Here is a 22,650-nt window from a genome sequence, read left to right as displayed (position 1 = left end):
TTTTAGTCTTCAGTAGATTCATGTGCAGCTTCCCTTGCCTCGCGCCTCGCGGTCATTTTTTCCTGCAGGCTTTGGAATATGATGAACAATACCGGTATTACAAATACACCGAATATCGTACCTATAAGCATCCCGCCTACAGCGCCCATGCCTATCGAGCGGTTACCCACTGCGCCTACACCGCTTGACAGCGCTAAAGGAAGGAGTCCGAAGATAAAGGCGAACGATGTCATGAGGATTGGCCTTAAACGTGCCTTTGCGCCCGCTATGGCAGCTTCGGTAAGCCCCATGCCGTGCTTGCGCCGCTGTATGGCAAATTCTACGATAAGAATGGCGTTCTTCGCCAAAAGCCCTATGAGCATGATGAGCGCCACCTGGAAATAGATGTTGTTTTCAAGGCCGGCCAGCTTCACAAAGCCGATGGCCCCGGCAATACCCACGGGGAGCGACAGCAGTACCGCAAGCGGCACTACATAACTTTCATACTGCGCACTGAGAAGGAAGTACACGAATATCAGGCTTAAAAGGAATACCCCTATCGCCTGGTTGCCCGCAATAATCTCCTCGCGCGTCATACCGGAGAATTCGTAAGTATAGGTTTTTGGCAAATGCTGCGCGGCAACTTCCTGTATGGCCTTGATCGCGTCGCCCGAGCTGAAGCCAGGGTTGGCTTTACCGTTTACGTTTACCGCTTTCAGCATGTTGAAGCGCGATACCACTTCCGGCCCGTAGATTTTCTTGAAGTCGATGAACTGGCTTATGGCTACCATCTCGTTGTTGGCATTGCGTACGTAAATGTTGTTTATCGATTTTTCATCGGCTCTGTCTTCCGGTTTCGCCTGGATCATTACCCTGAACTGCTTTCCAAAACGGTTGAAGTCGGTTGTGTAAAGCCCCCCGTAATATCCCTGCATGGTGTTGAATATGTCATTTACCGCAACACCGGCATCCTTGGCCCTTTCCACATTGATATCCATCTGGTATTGCGGGAAGCCCGGGTTGAAGTTGGTCATGGCATATTGTATCTCGGGGCGCTTCATCAGTTCGCCAAGAAACTCGTTGCTCACCTTACTTACGGTTGCCCAGTCGTCATCGCCAGTATCCTCAATCTTGAATTCGAAGCCGTCGGCCGAACCGAAGCCCTGTACGCTTGGCGGCGTAAAGAACAGCATCCGTGCATCCTTGAAACCGGCTGTTTTGGCAAACAGTTCGCCTACAATGGCATCTACCGACTGGTTTGGTTCCTTACGCTCTTTCCAGTCTTTCAGCCTGATAACGCTAAAGGCATACGAACCGCCGTTCACCCTGTTCAATAAGCTGAATCCAACAATGTTCATCCTTGCTTCTACCATAGGCATGGTTTGCAGCAGCGAGTCATATTGTTTTACCGCCTTCTCGGTTTTTTCCAATGTTGTTCCCGGAGGCATGGTAAGGTCGGCCATGATGATGCCGCGGTCCTCATTTGGTATAAACCCTGACGGGGTTGTGCTGAAAAGCAGGTACGTTATCCCGCAAAAGGCAAGCAGTGCAATGGCTGTTATCCATTTTTTCCTGGCAAGGAAGCCAAGGGAACGGGTATATTTATTGTTCATCGAGTCGAAACCGGCATTGAATGCGGTAAAGAAACGCTCTTTAAGGTTCTTTTTATGGTGTTCACCCTCTTCGTGCGGCTTCAGCAGCAATGCACAAAGTGCGGGGCTGAGCGTTAACGCGTTTACCGCCGAAATCAGGATGGCAACCGCAAGGGTAATGGCAAACTGCTGGTAGAACACACCCGACGGCCCTTGCAGGAACGATACCGGGATGAATACCGCCGCCATAACCAACGTAATGGAAACGATGGCGCCGGTGATCTCGCTCATGGCCGAAAGGGTCGCTTTGCGCGGAGACCGTTCGCCTTCGTCCAGCTTGGCATGTACCGCCTCGACCACAACTATGGCATCATCCACCACGATACCAATGGCCAGCACCAGTGCAAACAGCGTAAGCAGGTTGATGGAGAACCCGAATATATTCAGGAAGAAGAAGGTGCCGACAATAGCCACCGGAACCGCTATGGCCGGGATGAGCGTGGAACGCAGGTCCTGCAGGAAGAGGAACACTACGATAAATACCAGTATAAAAGCCTCTACCAGTGTAGAGATCACTTTTTCTATAGAAGCGTCCAGGAAGGTTTTGGTATTGAACGGTATCACATACTCTATGCCTTCAGGGAAGCTCTTTTTGCTTGTCTGCATGATATCCATCACTTCCTCGATAATATCGTTGGCATTAGAGCCCGATGTCTGGAAGATACCTATGGCTACCCCATCCTTGCCCATACCGTAGTTCTTCTGGCCGTAGTTGAAGGCCCCGAGCTCTATTTTGGCTACATCTTTCAGGTGTACGAAGTTGCCGTTGCCGGTCGCTTTAACTACGATGTTTTCGTAGTCCTCTACTTTGGACAGGCGGCCTTTGTACTTAATAACGTACTCATAGACGCCCTGTGCGTTTTCGCCGAATTTACCGGGAGCCGCCTCCACATTCTGTTCCTGCAGCGCAGCCTGGATGTCTTTTGGCGCCAGGTTTAGCGAAGCCATCTTCTGGGGGTCTATCCATATACGCATGGAGTAGTCCTTACCTCCAAATACGTTTACCTGCCCAACACCTTTTACGCGTTGCAGCTTTGGCACGATATTGATCTTGGCAAAGTTCTGTACAAAAGTGCCGTCATATTCCTTGTTGTTGCTGTACAGCGAAAGGAACATCAAGGCACTCGTCTGGCTTTTCAGCGTGGTAACCCCGGTCTGCACTACAGCAGAAGGGAGCTTGCTGGTGGCCCTCGATACCCTGTTCTGTACGTTAACCGCCGCAATATCCGGGTTTACACCCAGTTCGAAGAACACGCTTATTGTCGCTGCGCCGTCATTCGATGCGGTTGAGGTCATATAGGTCATCCCTTCCACACCGTTGATCTCTTCCTCAAGCGGAACGATAACGCTGTTAAGTACCGTCTCGGCATTTGCCCCGGTGTAGGTAGCGGTTACCTGCACCGTTGGCGGGGCGATCTCGGGGTACTGCTCTACCGGCAGCGCCATAAGGCCAAGTACGCCCAATATGGTTATCAATATCGAAATTACGGTACTCAGTACCGGCCTTTCTATAAATGTCTTTAGCATCCTGGTTTATTTCTTTGTAACGGTTGTTGTTTTGGTTTGTGTTTGGGATACTGCTGTAGTATCGGCAGTTGCGGCAGGAGCCTCCTGTGCTGCAACCGGCTGCGGCACTATGGCCATGCCGTCTTTCAGTTTGCTTGTACCTTCCGTAACGATTACCTCGCCTTCCTCAAGCCCTTCACTAACAATATAGTTAAGCCCGGATGTAGTGGCAATGTCCAGTATTTTCGATTTCACGGTGTTGTCCTTGCCAACAACATATACCATCTGCTTGCCCTGCATGTCGAATACGGCATTTTGCGGCACGAGTATCACTCCTTTTTTCGCGAGGGGTATGCGTACAGTAGCTTTGCTGCCGCTCCTGAGTATCGCCTCCGGGTTGGGGAAGTCGGCCCGGAACTGTGTGGTACCTGTCTCGGCATTCGCCATTCCGTTAACAGCCTCTAATTTTCCTTTTTGCTCATATTCGCTGCCGTCAACAAGCAACAGGCTTACTTCGGGTGTGTTTTTAAGCTTCTCCTGTAATGTTGCACCTTTAAACTCCCTGCTGAAATTAATCATCTGCTTGTCGTTCATTGAAAAGTAGGCACGCATGCCCCTGGTATCCGAAACGGTAGTCAGCGGCATCTCGCTGGTGGCGCTTACGAGGCTGCCTTCTTTATACGGAAGGCTCCCTATAACACCGTTTACCGGTGAAGTTATTGTACCATAGCCAATGTTGGCAGCGATACTGCTGTAGGCCGCTTTGGCCTGCGCCAGTCTTGCCCTGGCAGTCTCAAGCTGTACATTCGAGATGATTTTGCGGTCCACCAGCGGCTTCAGCCTGTCCACCTCTACCTGTGCGGCAGAAACATTCGCCTTTGCCGCCGCGGCATCCTGGTTAAGCGTCTGTGTTTCGAGCTTAAACAGTAGCTGGCCCTTTTTTACCTGCTGGCCTTCGTCTACATATATCTTTTGGATAAAGCCATTTACCTTCGGGCGTATCTCTACGTTTTGCTGGCCTTCAAGGCTCGCTGTATATTCTTCAAAAATCACGGCATCCTGTTTGGCAATCGCCATTACCGGGAACGGCATTGGCGGCGGGGCGGCCTGTGCGGCCTGCTCTTCTTTTTTGCCGCAGGATGTTATGATAAGTAAGGCAGCCATCGCGCCTGCTAAGAATCTTTTTTTCATTGGGTAACTATTTGTTTTCTGATTGATGATTATTTGTTGTTGTTTTCTATTTCCTTAAACTTATTTATGGTGTTGGTAAGCAGCTCTTCCATCTGCAATACATGTTCCTTATACGCCTTTGTCTTTTCGATATCGCCCTTTTCGGCGCTGCACATAGCCGTCTTTTGGCGGTAATCCAGCATCTTGTCGATGATGATTTTTTCAAGTTCAACCATTTTCATGTAGTTGCTGAAACGCTCACTGAAGGGTGATGGCTTGTAATATTTTTTGCGGTCGCCCGGAAGCGTATAGTAGTTTATTTTCCCAAGCTTGAGCAGCAGGTTCACATTGGTGGAGACAGAACTTTTGCTTGCCCCCATGCGTTCTACCAGGTCTTCAAAAGTGATGCCCCTGCCACAGGCATCGAGTATGATGGTGGCAAAAATGCGCGACCCAAGGGGCGGCATGTGGTGGAACTTTTCAAAATGGATCCCGAACAACTCAATCAATTCCTCACGCTCTTTCTGTACGTCGGCCATATTCAAATTTTTTTGCAAAGGTAAACTTTAGTTCGTTTGGTTCGGTTGAAGCCGAACTAAAGTTTGCGTTAAAAATTTGTTAAGAAATTTAGGGCTAAAATTTTAAGGGGGTATAAATATCTGATTTTCAGATTCAGGAAATCATTTTTGTAATGTTGCTTACAATCATATCAGCATGTACCCTTGAATTTTCTATAAACCATTTGTGGGTTTCCATGCCCCCGCATACCACACCGGCAAGGTAAAGCCCGGGCACATTGGTTTCCATGGTTTCGGGATTATACTGCGGGGTACAAAGCAGGTCATCGCTGATGCCGATGCCGCATTTACGAAGAAATTCAATGTTGGGCCGGTAGCCGGTAAGGGCCAGTACAAAGTCGGCATCAAGGGTAACATTGCCGTCCGGCGTAAATACATCCATTTCGTTTTCCCGTATTTCTGTCACCCAGGAATAAAAATACGCCTTTATGCTCCCTTCGGCAATCCGGTTTTCCACATCGGGTTTTACCCAATATTTTACGCGCGGGTTTATTTCGCCCTTACGGATAACCATCGTTACATCGGCCCCTTTGCGCCAGCATTCCAGTGCGGCATCTACAGATGAGTTGTTAGCGCCTATGACCACTACTTTCTTAAAGGCATATTCATGGGCTTCCTTGTAGTAGTGGCGCACATGCGGGAGGTTTTCACCCGGCACGTCTATTGTAATGGGGATGTCATAAAAGCCGGTGGCAATGACTACATTTTTAGCATTATACCATCCTTTGGACGAATGCACCACAAACTGCCCCGAAGGCTGCTTGTTAACGGACAGGACATCTTCGAACAGTTGAATGTTGAGATTATAATGCCGCTGGACATTGCGGTAATATTCCAGCGCTTCCTGCCTCCCGGGCTTGGGTGCAATGCAGCTGAAAGGCAAACCGCCAATCTCAAGCCGCTCGGCGGTGGAAAAAAAGGTCATGTACAACGGATAATTGAACAGGCTGTTGACCAATGCTCCTTTTTCAAGTATCAGGTAGCTGAGGCCCTTGCGCTGTGCCTCTATGCCACACGCCATCCCTATCGGCCCTCCGCCTATAATGATGAGGTCATATCGGGTTACTTCGGCCATTTGGTATAGGGGTTATTGCTCAGGTAAGCATTGTAGTAGCGCTCGTCTCCGGTAACTTCCATGCCCAGCCATTCCGGTTTTTCAAAGGCTTCATTTTCGTCGGCCAGTTCCACCTCGGCAATCACAAGTCCTTCATTTTCGCCAAAAAATTCGTCCACCTCAAAAATGTGGCTGCCCAGTTTCACTTCGTAGCGCACTTTATCTATTGCACCGCTTTCGCAAAGAGCCAGCAGCTGTCGGGCGTCGGCCAAAGAAATCTCTTTCTCCCATTCCATGCGGGTAGTGCCGGTTTCATTGCTTTTCCCTTTAATGGTCAGGTAGCCTGCATCGCCCTTGGTGCGCACACGTACGGTGCGCTCCGGGTGCGAGTTGAGATAGCCCTGTGCTATTCTTTTTTGTGAATGCGCTTCCTGCCTGTAGGTATCGGAAAGCACGAGGAACTTGCGCTCTGTTTCGGTCATGGTATTCTAAATTACAGGGCAAGTTAAGTAAATAAAAGCAAAAAACAGGTAGGTGCAAAAAGCTAAGGTTTGCATAAATTAGCACTGCCATAGCAGTGTATCCGCAATCATTTGTAAATTTACCCCGTAACCATTGGCTCAATGAAGTTCAGGAAAACCAAGCATAATATCACAATCGAAGAATTCTTTACCTTGAATTTCGACAGCAATAACCTGTGGGAATATAAGGCCGACGAAACCGATCTGTTGGCAGAGCTGGCAGACCTGTTCCGTCCGAAAGACCCGCACCGGGCTGAAACGGTGAGCCTTGAAAGCCTGCTGCAGCTGCTGAGGGATAACGAGCGGTATTGTACAGGGTTGTCGCTTTACCTGAAAGGCATCCTGAAGCAGAAGAAGTTCAGCCGCATCCTTACCGATGCAGGCATCCTTGGCGAGGCGGTATTTTTCTCGGAGGTACGCAAGCGCCTCTTTGCAAAGCTGATACCCGACCAGCCGCAAAAGGATACCCTTGAGTATGTGCTCAACCAGGTTTTTTACCTGAAAACCGATCCGATTTGGGTAGAAAAGATACCCATGGAACAGCTTGAGGAATTTTACCACCTGGTGAAATTCCGGTCGCTTTATGTTTCGTCAGAACAAAAAAGCCCGCTGGCCGAACTCCTGTATGCCATGGAAGTACTCATTCACCGCATTACAGGGCGCGCCCTGGAAAGCGAAGTGATACAGATGGTGCCGGAATATGAGGGACTCGAAAGCCCGTTCCTCGCCATACAGAAGGAATTTGCACTGTTGAGTGCCCGCCTCCTCGAGGAGCAGATCAACTATGTGCCCCCTGATGATATCGGGTACCGCCAAATGCTTGTGCTGCACCACCAGTGTACCGACTATGTTCGTGCGGCTTTCCGCAACAGCGAAAAATATGGCATATCACTGCGCGTAAACCAAAGCCTGTTGCGTATCCGCCAACAGCTGGAACGCCTTGGGGTGCTGTTGCCATTACTGGCCATTGAGCAGGACCGCGAAACAGCCCAGGATACCATCAGGCTGGGTAAAAGCCTCATTACCTACAATTGCGACAAGAATAATGTACGCAAGCTCATCAACGAAAGTACCCAGCTGCTATCGTATGAAGTAACACAGCATACCGCCAATACCGGCGAAAATTATATTACCAAGAGCAGGCTGGAGTACCTCAAAATGTTTTGGGCGGCATCGGGGGGCGGCATCATTGTAGGTATTCTTTGCATCATTAAGGTATTCCTGTCGAAAATGGAAACCAGCGCCTTCGGCCACGCGTTTTTCTACAGCCTCAATTATTCGTTCGGCTTCATTGCCATCTATGTGCTGGGCTTTACTCTGGCCACCAAACAGCCTGCCATGACTGCCGCGGCACTGGTGCGCGCCATCGAAAGTGGCCGAAAGAACACCGAGGTAGACGACGAGGAGAAGCACCGCGCCTTTGCCGAGTTTTTTGCAAGGGTATTCCGGTCACAGTTCATTGCCTTTTTGGGCAACGTGCTTGTCGCGTTTCCGGTATCACTGCTTGGGATCTGGCTCATAGATTATGCCTTTTCATACAATCTTACCCTAACCAAGTGGTATGCCATGATGACCGATCTTAGCCCTATACACTCCCTGGCTATACTGCATGCGGCCATTGCGGGTGTGTTCCTGTTCCTTTCGGGTATCATAGCCGGAAGCGTAGCCAACCGCGACAAGCACCGTCATGTTTATTACCGGATAGAGGAGCATCCTGTACTCAAAAGGAGCTTTGGCCGCGTGCGCACGCAAAAGCTCGCAAAGCTCTATGAACGGAAGTGGGCGGGCGTGATCTCGAATTTTTGGTTCGGCGTATTCATGGGCAGTACTGCCTCTATTGGGGTTTTTTTGGGACTGAACCTTGATGTTCGGCATATTACCTTTGCCAGCGGAAACCTGGCTCTTGCCCTGTATGGGGCTAACTGGAATGTTTCCAACGAGCTGCTGTTTTGGGGGATATTTGGCATAGGAATCATCGGGCTGGTCAACTTTATGGTAAGCTTCAGCCTTTCGATGGGACTGGCTTTCCGTTCGCGCAACATCCCGTTGTCGGAACTTCGCCCCATATCCAAATCGATATGGAAACATTTTAAAAGAAGGCCGGGCTCGTTTTTCTTTCCTTCCCTACGCAAGCAGTATTAGTTGCAGTCAGAGTCCGTTGATCATTCCGGATATTCGAAGTATGTGCTGTTTTCCCTAACTTTGGCTTCCATATATTGCTGTACGGATACTGAAGTTTCCCCGGGCAATATTGACTGAAAAACTGAGACTAAACTGTGACTGAGGCTGAAAATCCCGAAATACGCCAGCGCAAGATCATCCATGTAGATATGGATGCCTTTTACGCGTCTGTTGAGCAGCTGGATAATCCGGAACTGCGGGGCAAGGCTATTGCCGTAGGCGGCGGCTCGAGCAGGGGAGTGGTTGCTGCAGCAAGTTATGAGGCCCGCAAGTTTGGTGTGCGCAGCGCGATGAGCGGATTTTTGGCTAAAAAAAAATGTCCCCACCTCATATTTGTAAAGCCACGGTTTGAACGCTATACAGAAATATCGCGCCGCATACGCGAGATATTTTATGAATATACGGATAAGGTGGAACCCCTGTCACTGGATGAGGCTTATCTTGACGTTACCCAAAACAAAAAAGGCAATCCCAGTGCCACACTTGTAGCCGCCGACATACGCAAACGGATATTTGAGGTGACGGGGCTTACGGCTTCGGCAGGGATATCCATCAATAAATTCATTGCCAAGGTTGCCAGCGACTATAATAAGCCCAACGGGCAAAAGACCGTTAATCCGGATGAGGTGCTTGAGTTCCTGGAAAACCTGCCGATCGGTAAATTTTATGGCGTAGGCAAAGTGACAGAGGAAAGGATGTACCAGTTGGGTATTTTTACCGGAAAGGACCTGAAGGAAAAATCCGAGGAATACCTTTCAGAGCATTTTGGAAAGTCGGGCAGCTATTACTACTATGTAGTACGCGGCATCCATAACAGCGAGGTAAAGAGCAACCGCATCGCCAAATCGGTAGGTACGGAGCATACTTTTTTTGAGAACCTGGTGTCGGAAGTGTTCATGGAAGAAAAGCTAAATGACATAACCAATGAGCTGGACCGCCGCCTCGGGAAAAAGAAGATTGCAGGCAAGACCGTCACCCTCAAGATAAAGTACAGCGACTTTACAGTGCAGACGCGTAGCAAGACATTGCCATATTTCATTTCCGACAAAAGCCTGATCCTCGAAACGGTAAAAGAACTGCTGTATCAGGAAAAGCCGAAGGATTCGGTGCGGTTGCTGGGCATATCCTTATCTAACCTGAACACAGATACCGACACCGGCAAGCCCAATAAGACAGTCGCAGTGCAGCTGAAGTTTGAGTTTTGAGCCCCTAACCCCCTTAAACGGGGAATGCCACGATTGCTGTCAAGTGATCCTGAAGCCTGAATTGCTTATAAATCCATCTTTTGCCCTTCCGCTTCATAGTAGGCGTCCACATTCAGCTTTGGCTGTGTTGCTGCCATTACTGCCAGCTGGTCGCAGCGCTCGTTTTGCGGGTGGTTGTTGTGGCCCTTTACCCATTTAAAGTCTACTTTGTGCTGGCGGTATATTTTGAGGAAGCGCTTCCACAGGTCGGGGTTCTTCTTGCCGGCATAGCCTTTCTTTTCCCACCCGAACACCCAGCCTTTGGTAATTGAGTCAATCACATACTTGGAGTCGGATACTACGAGCACAGCTGTATTGGGTTTGGTCAGCTTTTCCAACCCCACGATAACCGCCAGCAGTTCCATGCGGTTATTGGTGGTAAGCCGGAAGCCTTCGTAAAATTCCTTTCGGTAACCGGTGCCCACCTGTTCCATGACAACGCCATATCCGCCCGGGCCGGGATTTCCTTTGGCGGCGCCATCGGTATATATGTGGACTGTATGCATTTACTTCAAATTTCAGATTGTAGATTTCAGATTTAGCTTCACTCGAACCTAAAATTGTGCTATGTAGAAGAATCTTCTATAGCCAGCAAATACCAGCAGCCATCAATGAAAGCGAATTTGATGTCTTCATGGATGCCGTTGTCAATTCCGCGGGCCTGGTAAAAAACCGAGTCTTTTTCTTTTTCAATATTTATGGTGAAAGCGCCATTTTCTGCTTTTGCGGCTTCCTCATCTTTTGTGAAATCGAGGAACCGGTAGTTTAAGACGGTAATATCCTTCCTAAGTAATTCATAATCGCCGTCACTATTCAGGTAGGTATTCTTTAGCGGGAATTTTACGTGCTGCCTTTGGAAAATGCTGTCCGACTGAAACTTTCTGAAAAAAACGTCAAAATCAGTGTCACAGGGATCTTCCTTGTAAGCTTCCTTAAAATGCTTTTCGGGAGCAGGCATCTCTATGGTTTTTTCCTGCTTTTTCTCGCAACTGAACAATAGCAAAAGTGAACACACAAAAAATAACTGTTTCATGCCTCCGTATTTAAAAGTTTTTCAATAACCTCCGGAAAATGCTCATGCTCCAGGCTCAAAACCTTGAGCGCCACCTCTTCGGGGCTCAGGCATTCCTCTATGGCAATTGCTTTCTGGAAAATAATGTTGCCTTCATCATAATGCTCGTTTACATAATGTATGGTAATACCGCTTTCCTTGTCCTTATTTTCATGCACGGCACGGTGCACGTTCATGCCATACATGCCTTTTCCGCCATAATTGGGCAGTAGCGCAGGGTGAATGTTGATCACTTTATGGGGATACTGCTTTATAATATCGGCAGGGAACTTCCATAAAAAGCCGGCCAGTACAATGATGCCGGGATTGTAGTTCCTGACCTTTTGCAGTACAGTGCCGTCATTCAGCTCTTCGCGGGTGAAGATAATGGAGGGTACGTTATGCTTGTCTGCTATGGCAATGGCGCCTGCATTTGGGTTGTTGGTAAACAGCGCTTTAACGCTGTATCCGTCCTTTTGCCCGAAGTATTCCATGATGCGTTGTGCATTGGAGCCGCCGCCGGAAGCGAACAGGATTATGTTTTTCATCAGGGCAATTTTTTAGTGGTTTAAAAATGCGTAAATAATCTGCAAAATAACACCGATTTCATAAAATTGTAAAATTAATTTTTTATTTTAGTGGTCACATTTTTTGGTGAACACGCGGTTATAAGATAAGTTTTTTTATTTTTGCCGTTCAATTTAAATTCTAAAATTAAAGATTATGTCAGACATTGCATCAAGAGTAAAAGCGATTATCGTAGACAAATTAGGTGTTGACGAAAACGAAGTTGTAACAGAAGCTAGCTTCACAAACGATTTGGGAGCTGATTCCCTGGACACTGTTGAGCTTATCATGGAGTTTGAAAAAGAATTTGATATTCAAATCCCGGATGATCAGGCTGAAAACATTGCTACTGTTGGTCAGGCAATCTCTTACATCGAGGAGGCAAAAAAATAATAAATAACAGACATCCATGCGGTACGTATTGCATGGATGTTATTATTTATTGGCTTTGCATTCAACACTAAAACAAAATGAACCGCTTTTATCGGGAGCATTCATAACAATATTAAATAATGCCCATGTTTTCTTACTAATTTATTGAGGGATACATGGGTATTGTTCTATAATTTGAAACTATAAAAACGACTTTATGGAATTAAGAAGAGTAGTTGTAACTGGACTTGGCGCACTTACGCCCATAGGCAATACAGTAGAGGAATACTGGAAAGGCCTGGTAAACGGTGTGAGCGGTGCGGCTCCCATTACCTATTTTGATACTACCAACTTCAAAACAAAATTTGCCTGCGAAGTAAAAAATTTCAACGTAGAGGATTTTATAGACAGAAAAGAAGCAAGGAAAATGGACCGTTATGCCCAGTATGCCCTTGTTTCTACAGAAGAAGCTGTAAAGGATGCCAACTTTGACTTTGATAAGCTTGACAAAGACAGGGTAGGTGTAATATGGGGATCCGGTATAGGGGGGTTGGAAACCTTCCAGGAGGAAGTGATGAATTTTGCGGCCGGAAACGGTACCCCGAAATTCAATCCTTTTTTTATCCCAAAGATGATCGCTGACATTGCAGGAGGCCACATTTCTATTAAATATGGTTTCAGGGGGCCAAACTTTACTACAGTTTCTGCCTGTGCATCATCAACCAATGCGCTGATCGATGCCTTTAATTACATCCGCCTTGGCCATGCCGATGTTATGGTAACAGGGGGCAGTGAAGCAGCGGTAACCATTGCCGGTATGGGCGGATTTAATGCCATGCACGCGCTATCTACCCGCAATGACGATCCGCAAACCGCATCAAGGCCGATGGACAAGGACCGTGAGGGCTTTGTACTGGGTGAAGGTGCCGGCGCACTTATACTTGAAGAATATGAGCACGCCAAAGCAAGGGGTGCCAATATATACTGCGAAATTGGCGGGGGCGGCATGAGTGCCGATGCCCACCACATTACCGCACCGCATCCGGAAGGGTTAGGCGCACGCAATGTGATGCTGAACTGCCTTCGCGACGCGGGCCTGAAACCTACCGACGTGGATGGCGTAAACATGCACGGCACTTCTACACCACTGGGTGATATTGCCGAATCTAAGGCGATACTGGAGGTGTTCGGGGAGCATGCCTATACACTCAACCTGAATTCTACGAAATCAATGACAGGCCACCTGCTTGGGGCTGCCGGGGCTATAGAGACTATCGCTTCGATACTTTCCATCAAGCATGGCATGGTTCCGCCTACCATCAACCACTTTACGGATGATGAGAACATAGACCCTAAGCTCAACTTTACCTTCAACAAGGCCCAAAAAAGGGATATGAAAGTAGTTATGAGCAATACTTTTGGGTTTGGCGGCCACAATGCATGTGTGTTGGTTAAAAAACTTGATATGTAATCCTTATATGGGTTTCTTTAAAAAAATATTCTCAAAAAATCCCCGTCTTCCCCAGGAAGGCGGGCTTTTTTTTGAGGAAATAAACAAAATGCTGGGGTTTGTCCCGCTGAACCTTGAGCATTACAGGAGGGCTTTTACGCACAGGTCTTCCAATAAGGTGGATGAAAATGGCCACCCGGTTAACTATGAGCGCCTGGAATTTTTGGGTGATGCGATGCTGGGATCGGTTATAGCCGCCCACCTTTTCAATGAAGTGCCTACCGGCGATGAGGGCTACCTTACCAAAATGCGCTCCAAGATCGTGAGCCGTGAGCACCTTAACGAGTTGGGCCGCGACCTTAACCTGATCAAATGGGTAGAGAGCAAAGTATCGGCTCAGCATTTTGGGGAGAACATACACGGAAACCTTTTTGAGGCGCTTATAGGGGCCATATATCTGGACCGCGGGTTTGGATACTGCGAGAAGTTCATACAAAAAAAGGTGGTGCAGCCTTATGTAGACATTGCCAAGCTTGAAGGTAAGGTGATAAGCTATAAAAGCCTTGTTATCGAATGGTGCCAAAAAGAAAAGAAGCCATTCAACTACGAAGTGTACGAAGACAACGGGAAGGAAGGACAGAAACACTTTGCCGTAAAACTTACCATTGGAGGGCGTGTAATTTCGCGTGCAAGGGCCACATCCAAGAAGAAAGCGGAAGAAAAAGCCTCACAAAGAGCATTTTTTGCATTTCAGGAAAAAATTAACAAAAAATAACACAAGTTAATAGTTTACTCAAACGTTTTCGTGAAAAAATTTACATAAAGTTTAATTTTTCTTCACATATTCTGAGTTATATGCAGTATATTTACGGCTTATTTGGATACTTCGTATGGCTATTCACAAATTATCGATCGACGATTTCATTACAATCGACTATGGATTGATTGCCATACATTCCCCACTTGAAGATTACCGCCTGGCATATTTCCTTAACAGGGAGCTTGCTATCCTTTTGGAAAAAAGTGCTGAAGATATCAGCTACAGTATTCGCGGGGGCGAAAGCGGCTTTTCGAGGTTTGCCTACGAAGACGGCAACGATACCCTTTGGAGCCTTGTGCAGAACAGGCACAGTATTGTAGGAACCCAGCCGGGATCAGAATCGCTGTTCGGGCAAGCCGGTATGAATGTTGCAACCAGTACTTTCCTCTTACCCGAACTCAAAAAAGTGGATTATATACTTAAAATAGAAAATACGCCCGATGTTTTTGCGTTGGATACCGTAGTAGGAAGCCTGCTGACGGTAAAACACATCACAACGGCTTATATTATTGACCACAATAAACTAAAATCGAAAAATAACTTAATTTTTTAAGAGAATGTTGACAAACAAGAAAACTAAAATTGTAGCCACATTAGGCCCTGCCTGCAGCACAAGGGAAGTGATCAAAGACATGATCGAAGCCGGTGTAAATGTATTCAGGATCAATTTTTCGCATGCCGACTACACCGATGTACAGGAGCGCATCGACATCATACGCGGACTTAACGATGAATTTGGATACAATACTTCCATCCTTGCCGATCTTCAGGGACCAAAGCTCCGTGTTGGGGTGATGAAGGAGGATGTTATCGTAAATAAAGGTGATACAGTTATTTTTCAGACTGCAGATGATGTACCAGGGACAGCTGATAACGTATACATGAACTATAAAGCTTTCCCTGCCGATGTAAATGCAGGTGAAAGGGTTTTGCTTGATGACGGCAAGCTTATTTTTGAAGTGCTTGAAACCAATAAAAAGGACCGTGTTAAAGCGGTTGTGATACAGGGTGGCCCATTGAAATCTAAAAAAGGGGTAAACCTTCCAAATACTAAAGTATCGCTTCCTGCCCTTACTGAAAAGGATATCCGCGATGCTAAATTTGCCATCGCTGCCAGCGTAGACTGGATTGCACTTTCTTTCGTAAGGACACCTAAAGACCTTGAAGAGCTACAGGACCTTATCTCAGAACATTCTGACCATAAAATTCCGATCATAGCTAAAATAGAAAAGCCTGAAGGTGTGGAGAACATCGATAAGATCGTTGCGTTTTGCGATGGCCTGATGGTAGCGCGTGGCGACCTTGGTGTGGAAATGCCTGCACAAGAAGTGCCGCTTATCCAGAAGAAGCTTATCAACCGTGCCAAAACAGCACGCATACCGGTAATTGTAGCCACACAGATGATGGAAACCATGATTACAAGCCTTACGCCAACCCGTGCTGAGGTTAATGATGTAGCCAACTCGGTTATGGATGGTGCCGACGCGGTAATGCTTTCGGGCGAAACATCGGTAGGTAATTACCCGGTGCAGGTTATCGAGAAGATGACCCAGATCATCGAGGCAGTTGAAGATTCACCGCTTATCCACGTTCCGCAAAATGTTCCGCAGGTAAGGACGAAGCGTTTCATCACAAAATCCATTTGCTACCACGCGGCACAAATGGCTAATACCATCAAGGCGAAAGCGATAAGTACACTAACGAATTCGGGATATACCGCATTCCAGATCTCTGCATGGAGGCCTGCATCGCATATTTTGGTATTTACGTCAAATAAGAGGATACTTACGCAACTCAACCTGCTTTGGGGTGTAAGGGCCTTCTATTATGATGCCTTCCTTAGCACCGACGAAACGGTTGAGGATGTAAACAACCTGGCTAAGGAAAAAGGTTTTGTTGAAAAAGGTGACATACTGATTAACCTTGCTGCGATGCCTGTGGCAGACAAAGGAATGGTAAATACGCTGAGGGTGTCTGAAATCGACTAAATGGCATTTGTTTTGATATAAGAAAGCTGCCCACAGGGGCAGCTTTTTGTTTTGTGTCAGGAAAAAACTATATTTGGATAAATTTTTATTGAAACTATGAAATCAAGCAATCCTTTTTTTAATAACAAATCGTTTTCGCCAACCTCCCGCTATGGCGCGCAGGAAGATGCTTATGCTGTAAGCCAAAATGAAACCATGACGGTGAAAGGTGCCATCAATAAATCGATGTTCCTTTTTGCTATACTGGTTACGAGCGCATTCTTTGCAGGTTATTTAATGCTGTTCCAGGGTGTTCATCCCTATGCACTTACATTAGGTGGTGGCATAACCGGGTTCATCATCGTGATTATTGCCGGCTTTAAGCCGAATTATTCAGGTGTACTGGCACCCGCATATTCTGTATTCAAAGGGCTGTTTGTAGGAGGTATTTCCGTCGTGCTCGAAGTTATGTACCCGGGGGTTGTGCTTAAGGCAGTTGGTGGTACTTTGGTAACCTTTATGGTTTGCTTCCTGCTGTACAGGTTTGGGATAGTGAAGGTAACAGAGCAATTTAAGTCAGTTGTCATTGCCTCCGTGCTTGCTATTATGACCTATTACCTTATCTCGTGGATCATATCAATGTTTACCGGCAACTACCTTGTAGGGCATTCGTTCCAGGACAGTTCGCTGATGAGCATCGGTATCAGCGTGTTTGTGATTGTAGTAGCGGCGCTCACCCTTTTTCTTGACTTCGATATGATTGAGCAGGGCGCACAAAGGAGACTGCCGAAATACATGGAGTGGTTTGGTGCCATGGGGCTAATGATTACATTAGTATGGCTATACATGGAGTTCCTTAAGCTGTTCGCTAAAATATCAGGAAGGGATTAATTTGTTTAGGGTTTAGCGTTATTGGTTCGGGGTTGCCTGAGCCATTAAAATATAAAGGCCATCCGCACGGATGGCCTTGTTTTTATCCCAATACCTCAAGCTAAATGTGGATGCATAGGCGAAAGATGGGCCCTTAGCGATTTTTAGCAGTTTTTTTGACCATTTCAATAAGGTTTAATTCCCGCTTAAATGTGATAACGTTCTTTCTGTTTCTGCCAAAGGCAGTTACAGATGATTGTTTTTTAAGATCACATATACTGTTTATGTAGACTTTTTTATCGTTTAATAGTATTGTGATTTGCTCTCCCCAGCTGCCTTGCAAAAAGCTGGTCGGTGTTGATGCAGTATAATAATTTTTGCCTTTTGATGTTTGTTTCCAGTTTAATCTCATGGCAACCTTGTTGATCACTTCAGCAATTTCATCCTGAGAAAGCTCGGTTTCGATCATTACAAACCGCAGCCTTCTGTATTGTATAAACAAAAACAGAAGCCCGATAAGGCAACTAATTATAAAGAAGATCACAGACCTTTCAAATTGATCTTCATCTTTCGCCGAAAACATAATGTAAATTCCCAATATTGAGAAACCAGCTAAGGCAATAACAATCAGGTAGTGCTGTATAGCCTCGCCACGCCTCAATTGCAATCTGCCACTGTCGATGCACTTTTTTAATTTTTGATATTGCATTGATTAAGACTTTTTAGATACTTTTTTAACCCAACACCTCAAACCGGTCACCTTTCAGCTCAAATAGTTTATCAGAGACTAAATAATTCCCTGTTTCAGAGACTTCTTTTACGAGGTCGTACATCTTATGCAGGTTGGCCCAATCCTTGCTGCCGGTAACGACAAGGAGGTCGCGTGCCGGTATGCCGATGATGATATCGCCGTTCACGTCAAAATTGCCTTTGTTCCAAATGTCGAGCAATATCATGCTGGCTTCATAGGTACCACCGGCCGTAATCATGTAATAGCCTTCTTCACCATGGCTGCGTATATCAAATTTATCAAGGTTGCGAATGGCAAGCTCACGCAATTCATCCATCTCCAGGCCAAGTTTCTCCTGTTCATCGCTCGTAAGGTAGCGAAGGGCATGCTCGGTATCGACCACGTAAAAAATATCAAGATCGGAGTTGTATGTCTCGAGTACCTGTTGCGCCCCGGCCTTTGGATTGATTTCCAAAAGGCCCTTTATAAATTGCTTACCTTTAATGACAGGCAAAATGCTCTCCGGGCTTACCGGCTCGTTGGGCAGGAAAGAGTCCGCTGAAACACTTGCATATTTCTCGATGACTTCTTTTAGCTTTTTGGTGTCGTGGGAGTACTCTATATAGGCGTTGTCGAGAAAATGGCGATGCTCGTCGGAATCATCAAGTTTAGAGACTACTTCAAGCCCATTGATGGAAATTATGTCTATGCCTTTTATCTTTTGCCTTAGCGCCTGGGCAAATTTGTTTGCAAATTCTGTTTCGGTGAGTTTCTTTCGCCTGAAAAACATGGAATGATTTTTTTTGATAAATATATAGAATGTCTGACAATCTAAAAATCATATCCAAAAATCTAACTTAAAAATCCCATGAAAAAGACCCAAAAATAATCGCCGTAAATACAATGAGTACTACAACCTGGGCAGTAATGTACCGCCCGATGGGCTGCTGTTTTTTACGTTGTCTGATGAATTTCAAAATATTCAAAAAGGTAGGTGGCAGCACGATCAGGGCAAGATAAATGTAAAAATTGGTCTGTGTAAAAGTAAAGCTGCCTTTTTCCATTCCCCACGCCCATACGGAAAATACCGGGTAGAGGTGATGTACGATAAAAATCCAAAATACCTCGAGCAGGAGTATGCCCCAGCCGCCTGTATAGTCTTCCTTTTTGCTTTTTACCGGCTCGTTTTGCGCCTGTTCTTCTTTTTGGTTTTCCATGATTTGCTTTAAAGCATAAAGGTATGAAAAAGGAACGCGGATGACCGGGGTTTTAGCACTTGTGCACAGATTTTTCGGCTATATCAAAGCTGCTTCTCCTTTTCCTTACTAATTTCTATCCTTCCCGAAGGTGTAATTTTTCCTTCTTTATACACAATGGTTGTTGTAATCGGCGCGCCTTTGGGCAGGTCGTCTTCATCGCATTCAAAGGTTTGCATAGTGTCAGCCACACGGATCGTTAAGTCTTTGCCGATCTGCAAAACTTCCTCGCACTTGTAGCATGGACCGTCAGAGCATTGCCCTACTGCCAGGGGTTTTGAGTCAATCTCAATACCGTCAGGGTGATAAGTTGTGAGAATGGGCAGCATGCAGTCCGCAGTTGAAAATGTTATTACAGCTACGCAGCCATCATTAAGGCTAAATTTACCGAATATATAATCAGGCCTCCTGTTGTATGGATAGCTTGCCGCGCCATCTAAAATTTCAAGGTCGGGCATCTCTCCGCATGCTTTTACCTGTATAGGAAAAGAGAGGCCGGGAAATTGTGCCAGGAAATTTTGGAAAGCATTGCTTGCCTTTGGAATTTCCTTTAACGGCGGGACTTGCGCCTTATGGTCAATGCATCCTGTAACCAAAATCATCAATAGAAGAGCCAATACTTTTTTCACTTCTGTGTTTTTCCAAAAATACACAAATAGCCAATAAATTCCGCTTGCCACTTTGATTGTTTTAACTTGCACCGCACCAACTTATACACTATCTTTGCGCCTTCAAAATCATACCCTTTATGAACAAATTACTGATTGTTGGCACTGTCGCTTATGACGCTATTGAATCGCCATTCGGCAAAACCGATAAAATACTCGGTGGCGCTGCAACTTATATTGGCCTTTCGGCTTCATTTTTCAAAGTACAGTCGGCCATAGTGTCGGTAATCGGAGATGATTTTGACCAAAAGCACATCGACCTGCTCAAGAGCAAAAACATCGACCTTACAGGTCTGGAAACAGTGCCGGGCGGAAAAACGTTCTTTTGGAGCGGCCGCTACCATAACGACCTGAATTCGCGCGACACGTTGTCGACTGAGCTTAACGTGCTGGCTGATTTCAATCCGGTTGTTCCGGAGCACTTTAAAGATGCCGATGTAGTAATGTTGGGTAACCTGCACCCAATTGTACAATCGGGTGTGCTGGACCAGATGACAGCCAAGCCAAAGCTTGTAGTGCTTGACACGATGAACTTTTGGATGGACTGCGCGCTGCCGGAATTGCTTGATGTAATGAAGCGTGTGGATGTGATAACTATAAATGACGAAGAGGCACGCCAGCTTTCGGGCGAATATTCGCTGGTTAAGGCAGCTGCCAAAATCCACACCATGGGCCCTAAATATGTGGTCATCAAAAAAGGGGAGCACGGAGCCTTGCTGTTCAACGACAAGCAGGTGTTCTTTGCGCCGGCACTGCCGCTTGAAGAAGTATTTGACCCTACCGGTGCGGGCGATACCTTTGCCGGCGGATTTGCCGGCTACATCGCGCAGAGCGAGAATGTATCGTTCGATAATATGAAGAATGGCATAATCTACGCGTCTAACCTGGCATCATTCTGTGTGGAGAAATTCGGAACCGAACGAATGGAAACGCTCACAAAGGGAGAGGTTCAGGACCGCCTGCAACAGTTCAAATCGCTAACGCAGTTTGAAATTGCGCTTGAAGAAGAAGAATAAAAATTAAAGGCCTCATTGCGGGCCTTTTTTTAATGATAAAAACAACAACAACGACAATACAACAACTATGAGTGACGCTATCAAGCACGAATGCGGCATCGCACTATTAAGGCTGCTGAAGCCTTTGGAATATTACAAGGAAAAGTACGGCTCGGCGTTTTATGGTATACAGAAAATGTACCTGCTGATGGAAAAGCAGCACAACCGTGGGCAGGATGGTGCAGGTTTTGCAAGCATCAAGATGGATGTACGGCCAGGCCAACGCTATATCAGCCGTGTCCGGTCGAACCAGCAGCAGCCTATACAGGACATCTTTGCCCAGATTAACGAGCGGATAAACGAAGAGCTGGCCATTCACCCTGAATATAACGACAACGTAGCCCTGCAAAAGGAGCACATTCCTTATATTGGCGAATTGTTTTTGGGTCATGTACGCTACGGAACATTCGGCAAGAACAGCATCGAGAGCGTACACCCGTTCCTGAGGCAGAACAACTGGATGCACCGCAACCTTATCGTGGCGGGTAACTTTAACATGACTAATGTAAAACAGCTGTTTGACAATCTTGTAGAACTGGGCCAGCACCCAAAAGAACTAGCCGATACCGTTACGATCATGGAGAATATTGGCCACTTCCTGGATGACGAAGTCTCTGAGCTTTACCAGACCTGCAAGAACGAAGGTTATACCAAGCAGGAAGCCTCGGCGGTAATATCCGAAAGGCTGAATATTGCCAGGATACTTAAACGCGCCTCTAAGTTTTGGGATGGCGGCTATGCCATGGCGGGACTTTTGGGCCACGGCGACAGCTTTGTATTCCGCGACCCGGCAGGTATACGCCCGGCATATTTTTACCAGGACGATGAGATTGCAGTAGTAGCGTCCGAAAGGCCGGTAATACAAACCGTGTTCAATGTTCCCTTCGAAAAAGTGCAGGAACTCGAGCCCGGCAATGCCATCATCATTAAAAAGAATGGTAATGTAAGCGTGCAGGAAATTATCCCGCCCGTAACCAAAAAAGCATGTTCGTTTGAGCGCATATACTTCTCAAGGGGAAGCGATGCTGAAATATACAGGGAACGCAAGGAATTGGGCAGGCTAGTGCTGCCACAGGTGCTGGAAGCCATAGAGGATGATACAGACAATGCAGTCTTCTCATACATACCTAATACGGCCGAGACTTCATTTTTCGGGATGGTAGAGGCGGCACAGGACTTTTTAAATGACAGAAAGAACAACCACATACTCGAAAACAGGCATACCCTTACTGCGGAAACACTGAAAGAATTGCTTTCGGTTAAGATCCGAACGGAAAAGATCGCAATAAAAGACGTTAAGCTGCGCACTTTCATAACCGAAGACAGCAGCCGTGACGATCTTGTAGAGCATGTATACGATGTTACCTATGGGGTTATCAGGCCGGAAGACAATCTTGTTATCATTGACGACTCCATTGTTAGGGGGACTACCCTTAAAAAAAGCATCATTAAGATGATGGACAGGCTAAATCCAAAACGCATAGTCATTGTCTCCTCAGCTCCTCAGATACGCTACCCCGATTGTTATGGCATTGATATGGCCAAGCTCGAGGGGCTTGTGGCTTTCCGTGCGGCAGAGCAGCTTTTGAAAGAAAAAGGGATGCAGCATATCATTGAAGAGGTGTACAAAAAATCCAAAGCACAGGAAAACCTGCCGGATGATGAAGTGGTGAACTATGTGAAAGAGTTCTACGCGCCATTCACCGACCAGGAGATAAGCGACAAGATTGCCCATATGCTGAAAGAGGATCATATAAAAGCTGAAGTGAAGATCATATTCCAAACGGTAGACAACCTGCATAAGGCATGTCCGAAAAACCTTGGTGATTGGTATTTTACCGGCGATTATCCCACCCCGGGAGGCAACAGGGTAGTGAACCGCGCCTTTATCAATTTCTATGAAGGTAACGACGCGAGGGCATATTAAAGCCCGAAACTGCATTTCAACGAGTTTATTAG

General features: G+C 46.5%; 22 protein-coding genes. 10 read left to right on the top strand and 12 right to left on the bottom strand.

Annotated elements, in window-relative coordinates:
* Positions 1-2 precede the first annotated feature (2 nt).
* From OGH69_RS13645 to OGH69_RS13625, 5 genes are all read right to left on the bottom strand, one after another.
* Positions 3-3,158 (bottom strand): efflux RND transporter permease subunit, encoded by a 3,156-nt coding sequence (locus OGH69_RS13645; protein WP_265175041.1) that lies wholly within the window; start codon positions 3,156-3,158, stop codon positions 3-5.
* A gap of 6 nt (positions 3,159-3,164) precedes the next feature.
* Positions 3,165-4,328 (bottom strand): efflux RND transporter periplasmic adaptor subunit, encoded by a 1,164-nt coding sequence (locus OGH69_RS13640; RefSeq protein WP_265175040.1) that lies wholly within the window; start codon positions 4,326-4,328, stop codon positions 3,165-3,167.
* Between the two features lie 29 nt (positions 4,329-4,357).
* Positions 4,358-4,846: a GbsR/MarR family transcriptional regulator gene (locus OGH69_RS13635; protein ID WP_265175039.1), complete on the bottom strand. Its 489-nt coding sequence runs from the start codon at positions 4,844-4,846 to the stop codon at positions 4,358-4,360.
* A 133-nt stretch (positions 4,847-4,979) separates the two neighbouring features.
* Complete coding sequence (locus OGH69_RS13630; protein ID WP_265175038.1) at positions 4,980-5,960, bottom strand: YpdA family putative bacillithiol disulfide reductase; 981 nt, start codon at positions 5,958-5,960, stop codon at positions 4,980-4,982.
* Entirely contained in the window at positions 5,948-6,421 is a 474-nt protein-coding gene (locus OGH69_RS13625) for a CYTH domain-containing protein (RefSeq protein WP_265175037.1), read from the bottom strand. Before OGH69_RS13625 ends, OGH69_RS13630 begins: the two co-directional genes overlap by 13 nt.
* Positions 6,422-6,562: 141 nt before the next feature.
* Between OGH69_RS13625 and OGH69_RS13620 the strand changes: the two genes are divergently transcribed.
* Together OGH69_RS13620 and dinB are read left to right on the top strand one after the other, a co-directional pair.
* The gene (locus OGH69_RS13620) at positions 6,563-8,602 is read left to right on the top strand and encodes a site-specific recombinase (protein ID WP_265175036.1); all 2,040 of its coding nucleotides are present in this window, start codon (positions 6,563-6,565) and stop codon (positions 8,600-8,602) included.
* Positions 8,603-8,736: 134 nt separating this feature from the next.
* Positions 8,737-9,846, top strand: coding sequence for a DNA polymerase IV (dinB, locus tag OGH69_RS13615; RefSeq protein WP_265175035.1), 1,110 nt, complete (start codon positions 8,737-8,739; stop codon positions 9,844-9,846).
* A 65-nt stretch (positions 9,847-9,911) separates the two neighbouring features.
* Here the strand turns inward: dinB and rnhA are convergent, their stop codons facing one another.
* From rnhA to OGH69_RS13600, 3 genes are read right to left on the bottom strand one after another with little or no spacing between them, the layout of a single operon-like run.
* A complete protein-coding gene (gene rnhA / locus OGH69_RS13610) occupies positions 9,912-10,391 on the bottom strand; it encodes a ribonuclease HI (RefSeq protein ID WP_265175034.1) in 480 nt (159 codons plus the stop codon).
* Positions 10,392-10,450: 59 nt separating this feature from the next.
* Positions 10,451-10,918 carry a DUF4348 domain-containing protein gene (locus OGH69_RS13605; RefSeq protein WP_265175033.1) on the bottom strand — a complete coding sequence of 156 codons (468 nt, stop codon included), beginning with the start codon at positions 10,916-10,918 and terminating at the stop codon, positions 10,451-10,453.
* Positions 10,915-11,484, bottom strand: a complete 570-nt coding sequence (locus OGH69_RS13600) for a phosphoribosylglycinamide formyltransferase (protein ID WP_265175032.1) — start codon at positions 11,482-11,484, stop codon at positions 10,915-10,917. The genes OGH69_RS13605 and OGH69_RS13600 overlap by 4 nt, the downstream gene beginning before the upstream one ends.
* A gap of 175 nt (positions 11,485-11,659) precedes the next feature.
* Between OGH69_RS13600 and OGH69_RS13595 the strand changes: the two genes are divergently transcribed.
* The 6 genes from OGH69_RS13595 to OGH69_RS13570 all read left to right on the top strand — a co-directional run bounded on the left by OGH69_RS13595 (position 11,660) and on the right by OGH69_RS13570 (position 17,003).
* Positions 11,660-11,896 (top strand): acyl carrier protein, encoded by a 237-nt coding sequence (locus tag OGH69_RS13595; protein ID WP_007137004.1) that lies wholly within the window; start codon positions 11,660-11,662, stop codon positions 11,894-11,896.
* Between the two features lie 196 nt (positions 11,897-12,092).
* Entirely contained in the window at positions 12,093-13,346 is a 1,254-nt protein-coding gene (gene fabF / locus OGH69_RS13590) for a beta-ketoacyl-ACP synthase II (RefSeq protein WP_265175031.1), read from the top strand.
* Positions 13,347-13,353: 7 nt separating this feature from the next.
* Complete coding sequence (rnc, locus tag OGH69_RS13585; protein ID WP_265175030.1) at positions 13,354-14,100, top strand: ribonuclease III; 747 nt, start codon at positions 13,354-13,356, stop codon at positions 14,098-14,100.
* Between the two features lie 115 nt (positions 14,101-14,215).
* Positions 14,216-14,698 (top strand): IPExxxVDY family protein, encoded by a 483-nt coding sequence (locus tag OGH69_RS13580; RefSeq protein ID WP_265175029.1) that lies wholly within the window; start codon positions 14,216-14,218, stop codon positions 14,696-14,698.
* Positions 14,699-14,702: 4 nt separating this feature from the next.
* Positions 14,703-16,133, top strand: a complete 1,431-nt coding sequence (gene pyk, locus OGH69_RS13575; RefSeq protein WP_265175028.1) for a pyruvate kinase — start codon at positions 14,703-14,705, stop codon at positions 16,131-16,133.
* A 96-nt stretch (positions 16,134-16,229) separates the two neighbouring features.
* A complete protein-coding gene (locus OGH69_RS13570) occupies positions 16,230-17,003 on the top strand; it encodes a Bax inhibitor-1/YccA family protein (RefSeq protein WP_265175027.1) in 774 nt (257 codons plus the stop codon).
* 133 nt (positions 17,004-17,136) lie between these two features.
* On the opposite strand, the gene OGH69_RS13565 is transcribed toward OGH69_RS13570, so the two are convergent.
* From OGH69_RS13565 to OGH69_RS13550, 4 genes are all read right to left on the bottom strand, one after another.
* Positions 17,137-17,691, bottom strand: coding sequence for a hypothetical protein (locus tag OGH69_RS13565; protein WP_265175026.1), 555 nt, complete (start codon positions 17,689-17,691; stop codon positions 17,137-17,139).
* Positions 17,692-17,716: 25 nt separating this feature from the next.
* The gene (locus tag OGH69_RS13560; RefSeq protein WP_265175025.1) at positions 17,717-18,502 is read right to left on the bottom strand and encodes a DUF1444 family protein; all 786 of its coding nucleotides are present in this window, start codon (positions 18,500-18,502) and stop codon (positions 17,717-17,719) included.
* Positions 18,503-18,569: 67 nt separating this feature from the next.
* A complete protein-coding gene (locus tag OGH69_RS13555; protein ID WP_265175024.1) occupies positions 18,570-18,929 on the bottom strand; it encodes a hypothetical protein in 360 nt (119 codons plus the stop codon).
* 83 nt (positions 18,930-19,012) lie between these two features.
* Positions 19,013-19,597, bottom strand: a complete 585-nt coding sequence (locus OGH69_RS13550) for a hypothetical protein (protein ID WP_265175023.1) — start codon at positions 19,595-19,597, stop codon at positions 19,013-19,015.
* Positions 19,598-19,716: 119 nt separating this feature from the next.
* On the opposite strand from OGH69_RS13550, the gene OGH69_RS13545 reads away from it, so the two are divergent.
* Together OGH69_RS13545 and OGH69_RS13540 are read left to right on the top strand one after the other, a co-directional pair.
* Entirely contained in the window at positions 19,717-20,652 is a 936-nt protein-coding gene (locus OGH69_RS13545; RefSeq protein WP_265175022.1) for a PfkB family carbohydrate kinase, read from the top strand.
* A 67-nt stretch (positions 20,653-20,719) separates the two neighbouring features.
* The gene (locus OGH69_RS13540; RefSeq protein ID WP_265175021.1) at positions 20,720-22,618 is read left to right on the top strand and encodes an amidophosphoribosyltransferase; all 1,899 of its coding nucleotides are present in this window, start codon (positions 20,720-20,722) and stop codon (positions 22,616-22,618) included.
* Positions 22,619-22,650: the final 32 nt, after the last annotated feature.

Source organism: Flavobacterium sp. MFBS3-15 (assembly GCF_026107645.2).
In the GTDB taxonomy this organism is placed as follows: domain Bacteria; phylum Bacteroidota; class Bacteroidia; order Flavobacteriales; family Flavobacteriaceae; genus Flavobacterium.
This window is presented reverse-complemented; position numbering and strand designations above follow the sequence as displayed.

Bases quoted from the DNA above. Each gene is read 5' to 3' on its own strand.
- OGH69_RS13645 (WP_265175041.1), bottom strand. From the start codon at position 3,158: ATGCTAAAGACATTTATAGAAAGGCCGGTACTGAGTACCGTAATTTCG.
- OGH69_RS13640 (WP_265175040.1), bottom strand. From the start codon at position 4,328: ATGAAAAAAAGATTCTTAGCAGGCGCGATGGCTGCCTTACTTATCATA.
- OGH69_RS13635 (WP_265175039.1), bottom strand. From the start codon at position 4,846: ATGGCCGACGTACAGAAAGAGCGTGAGGAATTGATTGAGTTGTTCGGG.
- OGH69_RS13630 (WP_265175038.1), bottom strand. From the start codon at position 5,960: ATGGCCGAAGTAACCCGATATGACCTCATCATTATAGGCGGAGGGCCG.
- OGH69_RS13625 (WP_265175037.1), bottom strand. From the start codon at position 6,421: ATGACCGAAACAGAGCGCAAGTTCCTCGTGCTTTCCGATACCTACAGG.
- OGH69_RS13620 (WP_265175036.1), top strand. From the start codon at position 6,563: ATGAAGTTCAGGAAAACCAAGCATAATATCACAATCGAAGAATTCTTT.
- rnhA (WP_265175034.1), bottom strand. From the start codon at position 10,391: ATGCATACAGTCCACATATATACCGATGGCGCCGCCAAAGGAAATCCC.
- OGH69_RS13605 (WP_265175033.1), bottom strand. From the start codon at position 10,918: ATGAAACAGTTATTTTTTGTGTGTTCACTTTTGCTATTGTTCAGTTGC.
- OGH69_RS13600 (WP_265175032.1), bottom strand. From the start codon at position 11,484: ATGAAAAACATAATCCTGTTCGCTTCCGGCGGCGGCTCCAATGCACAA.
- OGH69_RS13595 (WP_007137004.1), top strand. From the start codon at position 11,660: ATGTCAGACATTGCATCAAGAGTAAAAGCGATTATCGTAGACAAATTA.
- fabF (WP_265175031.1), top strand. From the start codon at position 12,093: ATGGAATTAAGAAGAGTAGTTGTAACTGGACTTGGCGCACTTACGCCC.
- rnc (WP_265175030.1), top strand. From the start codon at position 13,354: ATGGGTTTCTTTAAAAAAATATTCTCAAAAAATCCCCGTCTTCCCCAG.
- OGH69_RS13580 (WP_265175029.1), top strand. From the start codon at position 14,216: ATGGCTATTCACAAATTATCGATCGACGATTTCATTACAATCGACTAT.
- pyk (WP_265175028.1), top strand. From the start codon at position 14,703: ATGTTGACAAACAAGAAAACTAAAATTGTAGCCACATTAGGCCCTGCC.
- OGH69_RS13570 (WP_265175027.1), top strand. From the start codon at position 16,230: ATGAAATCAAGCAATCCTTTTTTTAATAACAAATCGTTTTCGCCAACC.
- OGH69_RS13565 (WP_265175026.1), bottom strand. From the start codon at position 17,691: ATGCAATATCAAAAATTAAAAAAGTGCATCGACAGTGGCAGATTGCAA.
- OGH69_RS13560 (WP_265175025.1), bottom strand. From the start codon at position 18,502: ATGTTTTTCAGGCGAAAGAAACTCACCGAAACAGAATTTGCAAACAAA.
- OGH69_RS13555 (WP_265175024.1), bottom strand. From the start codon at position 18,929: ATGGAAAACCAAAAAGAAGAACAGGCGCAAAACGAGCCGGTAAAAAGC.
- OGH69_RS13545 (WP_265175022.1), top strand. From the start codon at position 19,717: ATGAACAAATTACTGATTGTTGGCACTGTCGCTTATGACGCTATTGAA.
- OGH69_RS13540 (WP_265175021.1), top strand. From the start codon at position 20,720: ATGAGTGACGCTATCAAGCACGAATGCGGCATCGCACTATTAAGGCTG.